15 protein-coding genes and 1 pseudogene are annotated in these 16,353 nt (G+C 70.5%); 11 read left to right on the forward strand and 5 right to left on the reverse strand.

Annotation, left to right across the window (positions count from 1 at the left end; translation table 11 throughout):
- From ACFPIJ_RS05460 to ACFPIJ_RS05475, 4 genes and pseudogenes are all read right to left on the reverse strand, one after another.
- Positions 1-952 (reverse strand): annotated as a pseudogene (locus ACFPIJ_RS05460) (MFS transporter); the annotation flags it as partial.
- Positions 949-4,233, reverse strand: a complete 3,285-nt coding sequence (locus tag ACFPIJ_RS05465; protein ID WP_417323596.1) for an ATP-binding protein — start codon at positions 4,231-4,233, stop codon at positions 949-951. The pseudogene ACFPIJ_RS05460 and the gene ACFPIJ_RS05465, both read right to left, overlap by 4 nt.
- Before the next feature lie 122 nt (positions 4,234-4,355).
- Positions 4,356-4,730, reverse strand: coding sequence for a hypothetical protein (locus ACFPIJ_RS05470; protein WP_203848747.1), 375 nt, complete (start codon positions 4,728-4,730; stop codon positions 4,356-4,358).
- Between the two features lie 59 nt (positions 4,731-4,789).
- The gene (locus tag ACFPIJ_RS05475; RefSeq protein WP_380113503.1) at positions 4,790-5,110 is read right to left on the reverse strand and encodes a hypothetical protein; all 321 of its coding nucleotides are present in this window, start codon (positions 5,108-5,110) and stop codon (positions 4,790-4,792) included.
- 338 nt (positions 5,111-5,448) lie between these two features.
- Between ACFPIJ_RS05475 and folP the strand changes: the two genes are divergently transcribed.
- The 7 genes from folP (at position 5,449) to ACFPIJ_RS05510 (ending at position 10,239) form a co-directional block, all read left to right on the forward strand.
- Positions 5,449-6,246: a dihydropteroate synthase gene (gene folP / locus ACFPIJ_RS05480; protein WP_380113656.1), complete on the forward strand. Its 798-nt coding sequence runs from the start codon at positions 5,449-5,451 to the stop codon at positions 6,244-6,246.
- Between the two features lie 14 nt (positions 6,247-6,260).
- A complete protein-coding gene (gene folB, locus ACFPIJ_RS05485; RefSeq protein WP_380113504.1) occupies positions 6,261-6,635 on the forward strand; it encodes a dihydroneopterin aldolase in 375 nt (124 codons plus the stop codon).
- Between the two features lie 168 nt (positions 6,636-6,803).
- Positions 6,804-7,325 carry a 2-amino-4-hydroxy-6-hydroxymethyldihydropteridine diphosphokinase gene (gene folK, locus ACFPIJ_RS05490; protein WP_380113505.1) on the forward strand — a complete coding sequence of 174 codons (522 nt, stop codon included), beginning with the start codon at positions 6,804-6,806 and terminating at the stop codon, positions 7,323-7,325.
- Between the two features lie 15 nt (positions 7,326-7,340).
- Entirely contained in the window at positions 7,341-7,913 is a 573-nt protein-coding gene (locus ACFPIJ_RS05495) for a DUF3180 domain-containing protein (protein WP_380113506.1), read from the forward strand.
- 109 nt (positions 7,914-8,022) lie between these two features.
- Positions 8,023-9,402, forward strand: a complete 1,380-nt coding sequence (locus ACFPIJ_RS05500) for an ABC transporter permease (RefSeq protein WP_380113507.1) — start codon at positions 8,023-8,025, stop codon at positions 9,400-9,402.
- Positions 9,403-9,432: 30 nt separating this feature from the next.
- Entirely contained in the window at positions 9,433-9,720 is a 288-nt protein-coding gene (locus ACFPIJ_RS05505) for a hypothetical protein (protein ID WP_380113508.1), read from the forward strand.
- Positions 9,721-9,768: 48 nt separating this feature from the next.
- Positions 9,769-10,239, forward strand: a complete 471-nt coding sequence (locus ACFPIJ_RS05510; protein ID WP_380113509.1) for a hypothetical protein — start codon at positions 9,769-9,771, stop codon at positions 10,237-10,239.
- 50 nt (positions 10,240-10,289) lie between these two features.
- Here the strand turns inward: ACFPIJ_RS05510 and ACFPIJ_RS05515 are convergent, their stop codons facing one another.
- Positions 10,290-11,282 carry an ABC transporter ATP-binding protein gene (locus ACFPIJ_RS05515; RefSeq protein ID WP_380113510.1) on the reverse strand — a complete coding sequence of 331 codons (993 nt, stop codon included), beginning with the start codon at positions 11,280-11,282 and terminating at the stop codon, positions 10,290-10,292.
- A gap of 2 nt (positions 11,283-11,284) precedes the next feature.
- On the opposite strand from ACFPIJ_RS05515, the gene ACFPIJ_RS05520 reads away from it, so the two are divergent.
- The 4 genes from ACFPIJ_RS05520 (at position 11,285) to ACFPIJ_RS05535 (ending at position 16,120) form a co-directional block, all read left to right on the forward strand.
- Positions 11,285-11,968 (forward strand): ABC transporter permease, encoded by a 684-nt coding sequence (locus tag ACFPIJ_RS05520; protein WP_380113511.1) that lies wholly within the window; start codon positions 11,285-11,287, stop codon positions 11,966-11,968.
- 52 nt (positions 11,969-12,020) lie between these two features.
- Positions 12,021-12,710, forward strand: a complete 690-nt coding sequence (locus ACFPIJ_RS05525; protein ID WP_380113512.1) for an ABC transporter permease — start codon at positions 12,021-12,023, stop codon at positions 12,708-12,710.
- Positions 12,711-12,888: 178 nt separating this feature from the next.
- Positions 12,889-13,869: a glycine betaine ABC transporter substrate-binding protein gene (locus ACFPIJ_RS05530; protein ID WP_380113513.1), complete on the forward strand. Its 981-nt coding sequence runs from the start codon at positions 12,889-12,891 to the stop codon at positions 13,867-13,869.
- A 97-nt stretch (positions 13,870-13,966) separates the two neighbouring features.
- Positions 13,967-16,120: a hypothetical protein gene (locus tag ACFPIJ_RS05535; RefSeq protein ID WP_380113514.1), complete on the forward strand. Its 2,154-nt coding sequence runs from the start codon at positions 13,967-13,969 to the stop codon at positions 16,118-16,120.
- Positions 16,121-16,353: the final 233 nt, after the last annotated feature.

Genomic DNA, 16,353 nt, shown 5'->3' on the forward strand with positions numbered 1-16,353 from the left:
CGTCGTAAAGGGCTGGCCCATATTTTTTGGCGGTGTCGCTATCCGCCGAACCGAGGGTTCCTCGTAGCCAATTTCGGTACAGCAGGCCGTCGACTACGGTGTCGCTTGCGCGAACAGCAGGCGGTCGCTCGTCCCGGCAAGCCTCCGGCTCGATATTGTTGCAAGATTCGTCCTGTTTGTCCGAGGGGCCGACCGCGTCATGGATTACGCCGAGGCTCGAAACCAAAGTATTGTCCGCAAGGCTTGCCGAAAAAGTCGGCCACTGTGCGATAGCGCTGATCAAAACCATTACAAAGATTGCCCAACCGGCTGTGGTGACAGCGTTGGACAGGTCCGATTGCCTTGAACGCCAAAGTAGATAGAGACCGACAATCGTTAGAGTAACGGCGCCGAACGCGGTGAAAACCTTGGCGTAAAGTGACTTAGTTGCTTGTTCGACAAGCGGGTCGGCCCATCCCCACATATAGGTGGGGTCCCATGCGCGTTCGCGTATTGCGTTAGATGCTCCGAGAATGCCGGTGGCAAGGGCAAACTCGCCGTTGGCAATGGTGTTCTCGAATTCGGCGCTTGGGTTTGTAACGACTGATGCGCACTTTAAATCGTAGGTCGTGAAGTCGTAGCCAGCATAGCCATACTTGCTGTACTGCCTGCCAATCCCGGATTTTGTTGAGGAGTCCGGCCTGGTGGCAAACCATCCGGCCATTCCAGAGTCTGGGCTGCTCGGGGTGGGAGCGTCCAAGCAGCTTATACGAGATTGGATATCTACTTGCAGCCGATCGGCGCAGTTCTTGAAATTGGTAGGTACTCGCCACTCTTCAACAGAACACAACGGATCGCCCGGTGCCTGGATCGGGGCGCTGGGGGCGGCGGCCGCTGGTCCTGTCGGTCCGGCGAACAACGTTGCCACTGCGGTCACGATGATGACAGCTGCGTACACGGGCAGGCGTCTCACCTATCGACCTCCGGGTCGTCGTCGTGGATGTCCACGACCTCGCCGCCGACGGTGCCGTCGACGTGTACACCCCCCGGTGTCGTGTCGAGGTAGCGCAGGAGGTCTCGGACGTAGGAGACGTCGACGCGGACCTTCTGCACCCGGCCGTCCACGTCGCGCATCACGAACTCGCGGAACCCCAGCCGCGACGACGAGGACGTGTCGACCTGGGAGAGCGCCGCAAGCGTCTGCTCGTATCCGACGTCGGTCGGGACGCGGAGCAGGCGCAACGCCTCGGCGGCGATCTCGGAGTCCTCGGCGATGCGGCCGACGAAGACGGTCGAGACGAGGTTCTGCACGTCGAGGCCGAGGATGTCGCGGGGGTTCTGGGAGGCGACCAGCGCCGCGAGGTTCCATTTGCGGGAGTCGCGGGCGAGCCGGACGAGGAAGGAGCGGCCCGAGCGCCAGCCCTCCATGAAGTGGGCCTCGTCCAGGCCGACGAGTTTGCGTTGGGTCATGTCGCCGCCGTAGCAGCGGCGGACGGCCAGGCGGTGGGCGGTGTGCAGCATCGGGAGGGCGAGGGACTCCTCGGCGGACCAGTACTCGCGCTCGATCTTCAGGTCGGGGAGGCGGAGGCCGGCCATGGTGATGACGGTGAGGGTCGCGTCGGCGCCGAGGAGGCCGGGGGGTGGGGTGCCGAAGAAGAGCATGGCGAGGGGCATCTCGGCGGTGTCCAGGAGCAGGTTGCCGAGCTCGAGGGCGTCGTGGTCGCCGGTGTCGCGCAGGGAGCGGATGACGTCCTCGAGGGTCGAGGACTCCTCGGCCGGCACCTGGCGGACCGCGTGGCGCAGCATCGTCGCCGTGGATGCCTCGCGGGCGACCTGGGGCGGGACGAGCATCATGCAGATGTCCTGGACGAGCATGCGGCGCTCGGCCCGCGCGTTGGAGATGGCGATCTCGAACTCGCGGTCGCCGGAGGGGCCGGGGGCGTAGTGGCCGCGTTGTGGGGTCGGGATCAGTGAGTACGGTGCCAGCGTGCCCTGCTCGGAGCCGGTGAGGTTCAGGACGCGCGAGTACGGGGCCAGCTCCGGCATCGCGCACAAGCGGGCCAGCGGGCCGGACGGGTCGAGCAGGGTGACCTGGACCCCGCGGCGGGCGTTCAGGTAGCCCAGGGCGCCCATGAGGGTGGACTTGCCGCCGCCGGGCTCGGCGACGAAGACGGCCAGGCCGGAGCGCTCGCGGACCTCCATGGGGAAGTGCAGGTCGAGGAAGACCGGGCGGCGGGAGGTGCCGGCGGTGCGGCCGATGAGGTCGCCGCGGCGGTCGCCGACGGTGGAGGCCGCCTGGGGCAGGGCGGCGGCGAAGAGCTTGACCGGCATGCGGCGCAGGTAGCCGGTGTTGGCGAGGGGCTCGCCGGGGATGAACTCGCGGGCCAGCCAGTCCTGCTGCTTCGGGTGTTGCAGGGCGACCCGCATCTCCCGGGAGTACATCTGGGTGACCCGGCGGGCCCGCTCCAGGCATTCCTCGCGGGTGCGGCCGCCGACGGCGATGCGGTGCCAGCCGTGTGCGCGGGAGGAGTCGACGGGAAGCCCGGTGCTGATCTCGTCGCCGATGGTGAGGGCGCGCTTCGCGAGGCGCTCCAGCTCCGGGGGAGCGTCGATGCCGTGCTCGCTGTAGTCGGCCTGCTGGGAGCGGATGAGTCTGAGGCGGTGCTCGAGGTTGCGGAACGAGTCGTTCGGGCCGAGGATGTCGATCCGCGAGGAGAGCTCCATCGGCCAGGGCAGCCGCTCATGGAAATGCAGCCAGGGCTCGTGCCGCTCGGGGATCTCCAGGGGCTCCATCCGGCCGACGGTGAGGACCGCGACGTGCCGCTCCTCGCCGCTGACCCGGTTGACCAGCTTGACCGTGGAGCCGTAGGGCGTGCGGTACCGCTCGACCTGCTCGGTCAGGGCCAGCAGGTCGCCGCGGTCCCAGGAGCCGTCGAGGGTGGCGATCTGGCCCGGCGGCGACATGCACAGCGCGACGGAGCGGTAGAGCAGCCATTCCAGCTCGAACGCGGTGACCCGGCGGCCGCGCATGCCGAACGCGCCGAGGACCTCGTCGAACTGTTCGACGGTGCGGGCCATCCTGCGCCGTTCGGCGTCGGCGACGCCGCGGCGGAAGAGGGAGCCGATGCGTTCGGCGAAGGTGTCGCCGAGGGTGCGCCGGGCGAAGGAGATGCCGAGGTAGGTCTGGCCCTCGGCGTGGTTGATCGCCAGGAGGTGCTTCTGCGCGGCGACCAGGTGGTCGGCCCACGACGGGCCGGCGCCGGCGGACGGCAGCGGATACGGCGTGTTGTTGTCCACGACGCGGGCCCACTGGTCGGCCGGGAACGGCTTGGTGGTGCGGCGCAGGTGCAGGCGGAACCCAGCGAGGCCGGCGTACTGCTCGGAGATCGCCGACAGCAGCGCCTCACGCTCGGCGTCCGGGCGGAACGCCCAGCGGACCTCGGGCAGCCAGTACCACGCGGTGACGGTGTTCGGGGTGAAGGTCAGGTGCCCGGCGATCTCGGTGATCGCCAGGTCGATCGACGCATGGCGGTCCTTGTGCCGGGGTTTCGGGGTGCGGTCCAGCGGCGTCCGCCGGCCGGGCTTGATCGCCGGCTGGGTCCTGGCCGGCCGCGGCGGCTGCCCCGGGGCGTCCTGCGGGTTGCGGCGCGCCGGTGGCACCGGCACCACTTTGCCGTTCGTTTTGGCTGGTGTACGGCTGGTGCCCCCGCCCGACGGCCGACTGGGCAGCCGTGAGGAACGATCCGGCTGCCGCTGTGATGGCTGCCGTTCGGTGGGTTGCCGGCGGTCGGCCGGCGGCCGCTCGGCCGTCCCGGGCCGGCCGAGCATGCGGGGATGCTCGCCGCTCCACTCCAACACGTCCGGGTGATCGCGGTCCGCGAATCCGCCGCGGACGGACTGCCCCGGCGCTGCGGGCAGCGCCGGCGGGCCGGCCTCGATCGGGCGGCGCTCGACGGCCGGGCGGTCCAGCTGGCGTCGCTCGTAGGCGCCGGGTGGCAGCGCCTCGGTCCGTGGCACCACCCGTTTGGGGGCGCGCAGGTCCTCCGGGGCCCGGCCGGCGCCGGACGACGGGGCCGCCGACACCGGGATGCCGGAGATCGGCCGGCTGCTGCCGGGATCGAGGGCCTTCACCTGGTCGCGGGGCCGCCCGCTGGGCGGGTCGTCGAACAGGCCGAGGAACGGCGAGTCGACGTCCGCCGCGGCTGATGGGGGAGTCGACGCGCCCGCCGGGCTGTGGGCCGGGCCGCGGAACATCGCCACGCGACCGCCCTCGGCGGCGGCCCTCAGTCCGCCATCGTAGTCAGACGTGTGCGCAGCGTCGTCATCCGTGTCCGGCTGATTGGAGTAGCCCCCAGTGCGACGGGGAGGCGGGTTGGTCATGCGAGATCACCGGTGAGTTCCGGGCGGATACGCACCCTGGTGGCCACGAGCCTGGCATCGCGCTGCTCGTGGCTCGGCTCCCGGGTGTGGCGCCAGTCGGTCAGGGCTGTGCGGACCACCATCCGGGCGGGACGGTCGGGGTCGACGTAGCGGAAGATCAGCGACGTCGCCACGATCGCGAGGGCGATCTCGTAGGCGGGGAAGAAGTCGACCTGCAGCGTGATCATGTAGCGGATGAACATGAACAACGGCACCAGCAGCGCGAACACCCCGTACTGCGCATAGGGCAGCTGGACGGGCAGGGTGTAGCCGGGCGGCCCGAGGTAGACCAGGCGGGCCCGGTAGATGTCATCGTCGGTGCGCAGCCGCATTCTTGTTCACTCGTCTCAGCAGTGAGGCTCAGCAGTGAGGCCGGGAAGGCAAGGCAGCCCTAGTTGGTTCCGAAGAGCAGTTTGACGAGCGAGTCGCCGAAGAAGAACAGCGAAGCGGCGCCGGCGACGAAGGCCAGCCCGATGATCGCGATGGCGGAGCTCGTGAGCACCCGGGAGACCTCGCCCTTGCTGGCCCGGCCGATGAAGATGACACCGAGCACGGCCAGCAGGATCGGCACGATCTTCTGGATGAAGAAGTCCAGGATGCCGTTCGTGTTGATCGTCTTCGGCTCGGGAGTTGGCGTCGGCGCCAGGGCGATCGCGTCCGCGATGCGGGTGGTCTCCCCCCACAACGCCTGGCCGATCTCCAACAACATCATCAGACCTCCCCGGAGGCGCGACGGGCGAGGTGCACGCCGCGCGTTAAGCCTCGCTGATAAGACGACCCGGTCATACAACCCCGGCTGCTGTGTCGCCCTCCAGCGGAACCTTATCCGGGCGTTTGCCCTGCTAAATGCCCATTGTCGGGTTTAACGGTCCGAATAACGTTCACTTGCAGAGAGTACGTTGCAGCCCTCTTTCCAACAAGCTGACCGGTCCGTGATCAGTGTTGCTGATGAGGCGTCTGCGCGGTTACCCCTGGTGGGGGACAGGTGACTGACCGAAGGTGAGTACCTTCATTCAGGTGACGCTCCTTCGCCGTCCTTCCCCCGTGGTCATGGGGGTGCTCAACGTGACCCCGGACAGCTTCTCCGACGGCGGCCGCTATGCCGGGCTCGGCGCCGCGGTCGAGCACGCCATGCAGATGGTCGACGAGGGCGCCGACATCATCGACATCGGCGGCGAGAGCACCCGCCCGGGCGCCGACCGGGTCGACGCGCGGACCGAACTGGACCGGGTCCTGCCGGTGATCCGCGAGCTGGCCGCGGCCGGGGTCGCCATGAGCATCGACACGACCCGTGCGGCGGTCGCCGCCGAGGCCGTCGCCGCCGGGGTCGTCCTGGTCAACGACGTTTCCGGCGGGCTCGCCGACCCCGACATGGCCCGCGTGGTCGCCGACGCCGGCTGCCCCTGGGTGCTCATGCACTGGCGGGGTCATTCCCGGCGAATGACCGATTTAGCCCTTTACGACGATGTCGTGAAAGAGGTGTGTGCCGAGCTGCTGGAGCGCGTCGATGAGGCCGTCGCCGCCGGTGTCGCACCCGAACGGCTGATCCTCGACCCCGGCCTGGGGTTCGCGAAGAGGGCCGAGCACACCTGGCGGCTGGCCGCGCACCTGCCGGAGCTGGTCGCGCTCGGGTACCCGGTCCTCGTCGGATCGAGTCGCAAGTCCCACCTCGGCCGGCTGCTGGAGGCGGCCGACGGGTCCGCCCGCCCGACCGGGGACCGTGAGGCGGCCACGATCGCCACGACCGTGCTCTCCGTCGCCGCGGGTGCCTGGGGTGTGCGGGTCCACGAGGTCCGTGGCAACGTTGATGCGATCAAGGTGTGGCAGGCCGTACAGGCGGCGCGATGAAGACAGGCGGTGCCATGACGGCTGACCGGATCGCTCTGACCGGGCTACGGGTCCGCGGCCACCACGGCGTGTTCGACTTCGAGCGCCGGGACGGCCAGGACTTCGTGATCGATGTGGTGCTGGAGCTCGATCTCGGGCCCGCCGCCACGTCCGACGACGTCACCGACACCGTGCACTACGGCGAACTCGCCGGGCACCTCGCCGAGGTCGTCGCCGGCGACCCGGTCAACCTGATCGAGACGCTCGCGCACCGCCTGGCGGATGTGTGTCTGCGGGATTCGCGGGTACAGGCAGCGACCGTCACCGTCCACAAGCCGCAGGCGCCGATCCCGCACGAGTTCGCCGACGTCGCCGTCACCATCCGCCGGGTCCGGGGCACGGACGCATGACCGGCCAGCGCAGCGTCTCGGGCCGGTCATCATGTGGCAGGTTTGGGTCAGGCCGACGCCGGAGCACAGCGGAGGTGGCGGCATGACCGGCCAGCGCAGCGTCTCGGGCCGGTCATCATGTGGCAGGTTTGGGTCAGGCCGACGCCGGAGCGCAGCGGAGGTGGCGGCATGACCAGAGCGGTGCTCGCCCTGGGCAGCAACCTCGACGATCGCGAGGCCAACCTGCGCGGCGCGGTCGACGGGCTCGGCGACGTCGTGATGGCCGTCTCCGGGGTGTACGAGACACCCCCGTGGGGCGATCCCGACCAGCCGCACTACCTCAACGCGGTCCTGCTCGCCGTCGACCCGGCCGCGACGGCCCGCGACTGGCTCGACCGGGCCCACCGGCTGGAGGACACCGCCGGTCGCGTGCGGGACCCGGAGCGCCGTTTCGGCCCGCGTACGCTTGACGTAGACGTCATCGCCGTCTGGGACGACGAAGACCGGCCGGTCATCACCGACGATCCGGAGCTGACCCTGCCCCATCCGCGGGCACATCTCCGGGCGTTCGTGCTCCGGCCGTGGCTCGACATCCAGCCCTACGGGCAGCTGCCGGGCCACGGATGGCTCTATGAGCTGGTCCGGGCCGCCCCGGTTGCCGCCGACCTCGCCGACCTGCGCCCGCGGGAAGACATCCACCTCGATTCGTGATCTGGAGCCGAGCCGATGGCCACGCCGTCACCCGACGAACCGAACGCGACCGGGCCCAAGGGCCGCATGGAGCCGACCAGTCCGGCCACCCTCGTCATCGCCGCGCTCGCGACCACGGCGCTGTCCTGGATCGGCATCAGCAGCCTGTGGAACAGCCTGCCGACGCTGCCCTGGCTGCCGCCGCTGACCCTGATCGGCCTGGCGATCTTCGAGGGTTTCGAGGCCTACTCGACCCGCAACCGGATCCTCCGCAAGGAGGGCGCAGGCCCGCTGCAGCCGCTCATCATCGCGCGGTATGCCGTCCTCGGTAAGGCGTCCGCGCTGGTCGCCGCCCTGTTCGGCGGTCTCTACCTGGGCATGTCCTCCTGGCTGCTGACCCAGCGGGGGGTCCTGGCCAAGGTCTCCGACAACCTGCCGCAGGCCCTGCTGGGCGTGGCGGGATCGATCGTGCTGCTGGCCGCCGCGCTCTGGCTGGAGCGGGCCTGCCGGGTGCCACCGAGCTCCCGGGACAAGGATCTTCCCAGGCAGGGCCGCTTGGACGGCCGCCAGGAGGGCGATCGCACGGAGGACGAAAGCCTCGATCGATAGGCATCTGGAACAAACACTGTCGTCTTCCGCGCCCAAAGACTGTCGCAGGTCACAATCCGCGGTTACTGTGCGACCCGTACCGGTCGTCGGTTGGCAGGAGGCGCGCGCGATGGCGTACGACGACTCGCGGTTCCGCGGTGAACCAGGATTCCGTGAGGAGCCCGACTTCCGCTCGGGCGGCGTGCCCGAGGACGCGCCGACGCTCGGGGTCTCCAACCAGTCGGTCTACACCCCTGGCTCCTACTCGGCAGGCACCGACTACAGCGTGCCGCCGACGGAGAGCACCCTGGGCCTCGCCGCCCGCCGGGCCGCGCCCAGCCCGGCGCAGCTCGGCGACGTCTTCGACGACCCCGAGCACGGCGAACCCGGCCGAGACCGGCTGGCGGTCCACGCGCTGTGGGAGATGGTGCTGCTGCTCGCCACCGCCTCCCTGCTGTACCTGCTGCGCGACGCGCGGCCGGAGGCGCTGCGCGGCGCCGAGTTCGAGTCGCTGCTGCTCGCCGGCGCCGAACTGGGTCTCGTCGCGATCGCCATGGGGCTCACCCTGCGGGCCGGCGCCGTCAACCTGGCGCTCGGCCCGATCGCGTACGCGTCGGCACTGTTCTTCGCCGACAACTCCCACCGCGGCCTGGCGGTGACGGCCAGCATCACCGCCCTCGTCGCCCTCGGCGTCGGCGTGTTCATCGCGGTCCTGGTCGTCGGCTTCCACGTGCCCGGCTGGGCGGCCAGCCTCGGCGTGGCGCTCGCGCTCATGGCCTGGATCGCCGACCAGAACGCGGAGCAGGTCGTCGCCGGTGCCTACGACCCGCACGACCAGGCGCTGTACTGGATGCTCGCGGTCGTCCTCGTCGGGGTCGTCGGCAGCGCCGTCGGCCTGATCCGGCCGGTCCGCCGCTCCGTCGGCCGCTTCCGCCCGGTCGCCGACCCCGCCCGCCGCCGGGGCGGCGGCGCCGCCACCATCACCGGCCTGGCGATCGCCGGCTCGGCCCTGCTGGCCTCGGTCGCCGGGGTGCTGACCGCCCTCGACGTCCGTGAGGTCACCACCACCGAGAACGGCATGGCCGCGGCCGGTCTCGCCACCACCGCTCTCGCCGTCGGCGCGGCCCTGATCGGCGGCACCTCCGCCTACGGCCGCCGCGGTGGCGTGTTCGGCACGGTCCTGGCCGTCGCCGCGATCACGCTGCTGTTCCGGTACTCCGCCGCCGAGAAGTGGAACATCGCCCCACTCGCGGTCGCCGGCGGCGCGATCGTGATCGGGCTGATCGTGACCCGCCTGATCGAGACCTTCGGCCGGCCGCGGACCGTCGCGGAAGAGACGCTCGAGGAAGAGGTCTGGACCCCGAGCACCGCGGGCTACGGCTCCGCCGCCCAGGCCGAACCCGACAACGGCTGGTCGGCGTCGCGGACCGGCGGCTGGACGAGCCAACTGCCGGCCCGCACCACGGACGAGGACTGGGGCGTCGAGGAGCGGTGGGGCAGCAACCGCTGAGGCCCCGGCCGGCCTCGCTAAGCTGTGTTCATGACCGACGCCACCCTTGCGGAGCTTGACGCGCTGTCCACCGAGGAACTCCGCGAACGCGCCTTCAGCCTCGCCCGGCAGCGTCGTGACGTGAAGTTCTTCTGGGACCTGTTCAAGCACGTCACGTCCAGCAACGACGAGACGCAGGACGGCTGGCTCGGCTCGCTGGACGCCACCGTCGACGACGTCGTCGCGCTCTGGCGGGAGGTCACCGACCACACCTATGGCGAGTCCGAGCCGCTGGTCCGGGCCGCCTTCATCGACTACCTGATGTCGCCGGCCAAGTAACTATCGGTAGTCGTTTATAAAACGTGTTTCCCGGGACTAATCCGGGGCATGGCTGTTACTCGTTCGCGCTACCGCTCCGCCTCAAGCGCGGGCACGCTGGTGGCGTTCCTGTTGGTGCTGATCTTCGGCAGTCCCTGGTACGTCGACTGGGTCAACTCGGGCAACCGGGGTCTGTTCCTGGAGACCCTGGCCTGGCCCGCGTGGAACTTCGACACCGACCAGTCGGTGCGTGACCTGCTGGCCGCCGATCTGAAGGCGATCCTGCTGGTCCTGTTCACCGCGGTGTTCATCTCACTGCTTGTCGGCGCGCAGCTCGCCAGCGCGCGCGGCACCATCTCGGCGATTCTCACCGGATGGGCCGCCTACATCTTCGCGGCCGCGCTGGCCGCGCTCATCACCGCGTTCCTGCTGGCGAACGCGTCATTTGCGTCCGCGGTCGTCGCCGCCACCGGTGGCGCCGCATACGCCCTCATCGTCGGCTGGATCGTCGGCCTGGCATCGATGGCGGGCCGCCGGTAAGGCCTGGCAGCGCAGGACCGGCGACGGACCCCGCCGCCGGTCTCGCCGCGTCACCGGGTGGCGGCGTCGACCTCGGCGAGCGCCACCTGTACATCCGCGGCGGACAGCAGACCGAGCGCCTCGTCGCCGTCCCGCACCACGACCGAACCGGTCCCCGCTGCCAGCATGGTGCCGAAGGCGACCCGGAGCGTGGCGTCGGCGGCGACGGAGGGCAGCCCGTCGGGGGTGCCGTTCAGCGGCTGCAGCCGGTCCCGGGGGATCGGGGTCACCGACAGGCGCATCACGCCGCGGTCCTCGCCGATGAACTGCTCGACGAACGCGTTGGCGGGGTTGGCCAGGAGCTCAGCGGGGGTCGCGTACTGCTCCAGGTGGGCATGGTCGGACAGCACCGCGATCTTGTCGCCGAGCTTGATCGCCTCCTGCAGGTCGTGCGTGACCAGGATCGTCGTCTTGCGCACGCTCTGCCGCAGGCGCAGGAACTCGTCCTGCAGCCGGCCCCGGTTGATCGGGTCGACGGCGGAGAACGGCTCGTCCATCAGCAGCACCACAGGGTCCGCGGCGAGCGCGCGGGCGAACCCGACCCGCTGGCGCTGGCCACCCGAGAGCTCGTGCGGATAGCGGGCCGAATACCGCCCCGGCTCGAGACCGACCAGCTCCAGCAGCTCGTCGGTGCGCGTGGCGATCGTCTTCTTGTCCCAGCCGAGCATCCGCGGGACGGTGCCGACGTTGGCCCGGACGGTCTGGTGCGGGAACAATCCCACATTCTGGATGACGTAGCCGATCGTCCGTCGCAGCCGCACCGGATCGACGCTCGTCACGTCCTCGCCGTCGACCAGCACCCGGCCGCCGGTCGGCTCGATCAGCCGGTTGATCATCCTGAGGACGGTCGACTTGCCGCAGCCCGACGGGCCGATGAGCACGGTCACGTCGCCGCCGGCGATGTCCAGGCTCAGCTGGTCGACCGCCGTGGTGCTGTTCGGGTACGTCTTCACCAGCCGATCGAGGGTGATCGGCGCGCCGTCGGTCTTCGCGGTACGGTCCACGCATGTCCTTCCTGGCTCGCGGTGAGGCGGGCAATCCCTGGTTTTCCTGGAGCTATATCCGGGATAACGGTGACACGCTCTGGGACGCGCTGGTTGATCATGTGGCCATCACCGTCTGGTCGGTCGCGATCGCGGTGGCCATCGCGGTGCCGCTGGCGGTGCTGGCGTACTGGGTACGCCCGCTCGCCACGCCGATTCTGACATCAGCGAGCGTGCTTTACACGATTCCGTCGCTGGCCCTGCTCGCGTTCCTGGCGCCGTTCCTGGGCACCGGCCGCACCCCGGTCGTCGTGGCGCTGGTGCTGTACGCCCTGATCATCCTTATCCGCAACGCGCTCACCGGCCTGCAGCAGGTGCCCGGCGACGTGCGCGAGGCCGCGACCGCGATGGGCTACAGCCGGGTCGCCCGGCTGTGGCGGGTCGAACTGCCGCTGGCGCTGCCGGCGATCCTGACGGGGCTGCGGCTCGCGACGGTGTCGACAGTGGCGTTGGTCACTGTCGGCTCGATCGTCGGCTCGCAGGGTGGCCTGGGCGCACTGATCCTCAACGGCTTCCGCGCCAGCCTCTACAAGGCGCAGATCCTGACCGCCACGCTCCTCTGCGTGCTGCTCGCCCTGACCCTCGACCTGCTGCTGGTCGGGCTGACCCGGGCACTCACTCCGTGGACCAGGAGGCGCAGCTCATGAGCGGGCCGCAGCGGAGCGGGGACCCGCGAGCCAGAAGCACAGGAGCGACGGCATGAACGTGATCAACGACATGTTCCTGTGGTTCAACGACCCGTTGAACTGGACCAACCCCGACGGGATCCTGGTCCGCCTCCGCGAGCACCTGCAGATCTCGTTCCTGGCGGTGCTCTTCGGCTGCCTGGTCGCCTGGCCCATCGGGGTCTGGCTCGGCCGCCGCGGCGCCGGCTCCGGCGTCGTCGTCATCCTGTCCAACATCACGCAGGCGATGCCGGTCATGGCGCTGCTCACCATCCTGTCGCTCGGCCCGCTCGGCATCGGCGTGCCGGCCGTGGTGGTCGCGCTGGCCGTGTTCTCGCTGCCGCCGCTGCTGGCCAACGCGTACACCGGCATGCGCGAGATCGACGACGAGATCCGCGACGCGGGCAGGGGCATGGGCCTGACATCGGCCCAGATGCTGTGGCGGGTCGAACTGCCCCTCGCCGTGCCCTTCCTCGCGACGGGCCTGCGCATCGCGACCACCCAGGTCGTCGCCACCGCCACCCTCGCGACCATCGTCAACGGCGGTGGCCTCGGCAACATCATCTACGCCGGGTTCGGTCTCGGCGCGGGTCGCGGCGACGCCCAGATCCTGGCCGGCGCGGTCCTGGTCGCCGCGCTCGCACTGCTGGTCGACGGGCTGATGGCGCTGGTGGAGCGCAAGGTCACACCCAAGGTGTTGCGGCAGGCCGCAGGGCGGGTATGACTGGTCGTTACGAAACCGTGCCTGGTTGCGGTTGCCGATTTCCCATCGGCAGAGTTGCCTATTCAACTAGCGGGCGGACTGCATGCGAGCTGCATGTCGACAGCGCCGCCCGTCGGACACGCGGCCGGTCACAGTGATCGCGCCGGGACACGGAAGGCGGGCCATTTTGCGAACTGCCATGCGCGCCACGCTTGGGGTCCTTCTGGGCCTCGCCACCGTCGGCCTCGCAGCCTGCGGTGATGAGGGCTCCTCGGGCACCAAGGCGCCGGCAACCGTGAGCGGGGCCGGCTGTGCCCCGGTCGCGGGAGACAAGCTTGTCCTCCTCACCGACGACAAGCAGCTGCAGCTGGCGGACAACGTCATCGCTGCGGTCAACACCAAGGTTGCCGATCCTGAGCTGATCGCAGCGCTGGACAAGGTCTCCGACGCGTTGACGCCGGAGAAGCTGATCCAGCTCAACAAGGCGGTCGTCGTGGACCGCAAGACCTCCAAGGTCGCGGCGGAGGACTTCGCCAAGGCCGAGAACCTCACCGCCGGCATCGCGAAGGGCAAGGGCGGCCCGATCAAGATCGGCGCCGCGGACTTCGCGGAGAGCGCCACGCTCGGCGCGCTCTACGACATCGTCCTGGATGCCGCGGGTTACGACGCGACCGTGCAGACCATCGGCAAGCGCGAGGTCTACTACGGTCAGTTGACCAAGGGCGAAATCCAGGTCGTCCCCGAGTATGCGGCCACCATCACCGAGCACATCAACGGTCTCACCAACGGCAAGGACGCCAAGGTCCTGGCCTCCGGTGACGTCGACAAGACCGTGACCGCCCTCAAGGAGATCGGCGGCAAGGCCGGGCTGTCCTTCAGCAAGGCGTCGAAGGCCAACGACCAGAACGCGTTCGCGGTCACGACCGCGTTCGCCGAGAAGAACGGGGTGAAGACGCTCAGCGACTTCGCCGCCAAGTGCTCCGGCAAGGACACCGTCCTCGGTGGCCCGGCCGAGTGCCCGCAGCGGCCGTTCTGCCAGGTCGGTCTGGAGAAGACCTACAACCTCCAGGTCGGCAAGTTCGCCAGCCTCGACGCGGGTGGCCCGCTGAGCCTCGACGCGCTGAAGAAGGGCACGGTCACCATCGCGCTCGTCTTCTCCTCGGACGGCTCGCTCGGCTGATTACTCCTGGTAGTTGCGAAATGCCCGTCCTTGCCACCTCGCCGGTGCCGAGGGCGGGCATTTCGCTTGCCCTGAAGACTAGGTAAGGTCTCTGCTCATGCCAGCCGCGGAAACCACCGGAGGACGGCCGAGCACCAAGCTGCTCCAGATCCTCTTCTGGGCTGGCGTCGGCCTTGCTCCCCTGGCCGCGCTGCTGCTGCTGTTCGGCGGCGGGTTCGTCCTCCAGCTCGCCGCGGTGCTCGCGGTCCTCGTCGTCGTCCTCATCGGCCTGTCCATCGCACTGCGCCCGGACAACGAAAACGTGCGCAGCGAGATCGAGGAGGCGATGTTCGAGGAGCTCGACACGCTCCGCGACGACATCCGCGGCGACATCACCCACGCGGCCCGCGCCACGCACGGTCAGCTCGTCGAGCGCATCGGCGTGCTGCACGAGACCGTCGACGCGCTGCGCAACCAGGTCGACCTCATGCGCGGCCAGCTCGAACGCACCACCCGCGCGGCGCAGCAGGCCGCCGCCGCCCAGCACGCCGGCCCGCAGCCGGTCGGCTCCGCCGCGGTGCCCCAGGGCGTCCTGCGGCACACCGAGACCGTGCAGGTCACCACCAAGACCATGGTCGTCGACCCGACCGACCAGAGGCGCGACGGCACCGTGTACGGCGCTCGCCCCGAGATCCCGCAGCAGCGCCGCCCGAGCTCGGAGCGTGACGCCGACTGGCACCAGCGCCCCGGCGAGTGGTCCGACCGGGACGGGCAGGACTGGCACGAGCCCGCCGAGCGGGCCCGCCACGACAACGGCAGGGTCGTCGACGGCACCCACTGGAGCGAGGCGCCCGGGCGGGCCGGCTGGACCGACCGCGGCGACGACCGCGACCAGGGCGAGCGCGGCGGCCGGGCCGGTTCGCACGACCGTGGGCGCGGGAACCGCGACACCTCCGACTGGGCCGACCAGTCCGACCGCACCGGCCACGTCTCCGGTCACGCCTCAGGGCACGGCGCCGGGCCTGGTTCCGGTCACGGCGCCGGGCACGGTTCCGGGCATGCCTCAGGGCACGGTTCCGGGCGTGGGGACTGGGACGACGACGACGGCGATGGTGGCCGGGCCGAGCGCGGTGGGCGGGGCGACTGGAGCGACCGCGGTGACAGCGGCGGTCGCGGGGGCCGTGGCGAGTGGGCCGACGGCGACCGGGCGGACCGCGGCATGCGGAGCGACCGGTCCGACGCCGATCCCGGCCGGGCCGCTCGTGGCGACTGGGGCACCCGCGACGGCGACGGTGGCCGTGACGGTGGCCGCCGCCGGCGCGAGGAGCGGACCGACCGTGGCGACGGCGACCGGGGGCGCGGCGAGCACGCGAGCCGGGCCGACCACGCCGACCGGGGCGAACGAAGCCGGGGGGACCACGCCGACCGCGGCGGACGTGGTGAGAACACCGACCGCGGGGGTCGTGACGAGCCGTCCGACCGCACCGAACGAGGCTGGGGCGCCGAGCGCATCAGCCGGTCAGAACGCACCGAACGATCCGAATGGACCGAACGCAGCGAACGCTCCGAGTGGATCGAACGCACCGAGGCGCCCCGCGAAGAGTCCTGGACCGAGCAGCTGCTGCGTGAGCGGATGGCCCGGGCCGACGGCAACGCACCGTCCGGCGAGGTCGAACGCAGCGGCGGGCGCCGCCGTGCGCATGACCCGGACGACGACGCCGGCAGCGTGACCGGGGTCCGCACCACCGATCGGTGGGCGTCGGTGCACAGCGACGAGCGCGGCGGCCGTGAGCTGCGCATGGGCGAGCGCCGCGCCGCCGTCCACGCCGACGAGACCGGCACCCACGTCCGGATCGAGGACCGCTGGGCGTCCGTGCGGCACGAGGAGTACACCCCCGAGGACGAGCCCCGCCGGGAAAGCCCCCGCCGATCCGAGGCCCGCCGCGAACGCGAACGCCAGCACGACCCCGACGGACACTGGTCCGAGAGCAGCTACGAGGAAGCCCGCCGCGACGACGCCGGCACGACCCGCTGGTCCGAGGTCCGCCGCGACCGCCCCGCCCTCGGCGCCGCCCAGGCCGCCCTGCCCGCGTCCCCCACATCTCGCTGGCAGGACCCCGCACCCGCCCGCGACGACGAACGCGTGTCCCGCCGCTCCCGCCACGACGACGACGAGGACTACGGCTGGAACGGCTCCCGCGACGAAGCCCGCCCCCGCCCAGCCCGCCAGATCGTCGACTTCGAAGGCAATGACGACCGCTGGTTGAGCTGAAGCTGTAATGCTGCCGCAGCTTCGCTGCGGCGGCGGGGGGTTGCTGTGCTAGCTGCCGCGCCTGCGGCGCGGCGGCGGGGGTTCCCACCCGCGGCCCCCATGCGTCCCGCTGCGCGGCCGCACTCTCGTAACCAGCCTGTGTGGTGAGATCGGGCGCTGCGCTTCCTCAGGTCGTCGTGGTCGCCGTCTCTACCGGGTTGGAGTGGGGCGGGGCCGCTGTCCCGCCGCCGCGC

It is taken from the genome of Dactylosporangium cerinum (genome assembly GCF_042653625.1).
Taxonomy (GTDB): domain Bacteria; phylum Actinomycetota; class Actinomycetes; order Mycobacteriales; family Micromonosporaceae; genus Dactylosporangium; species Dactylosporangium cerinum.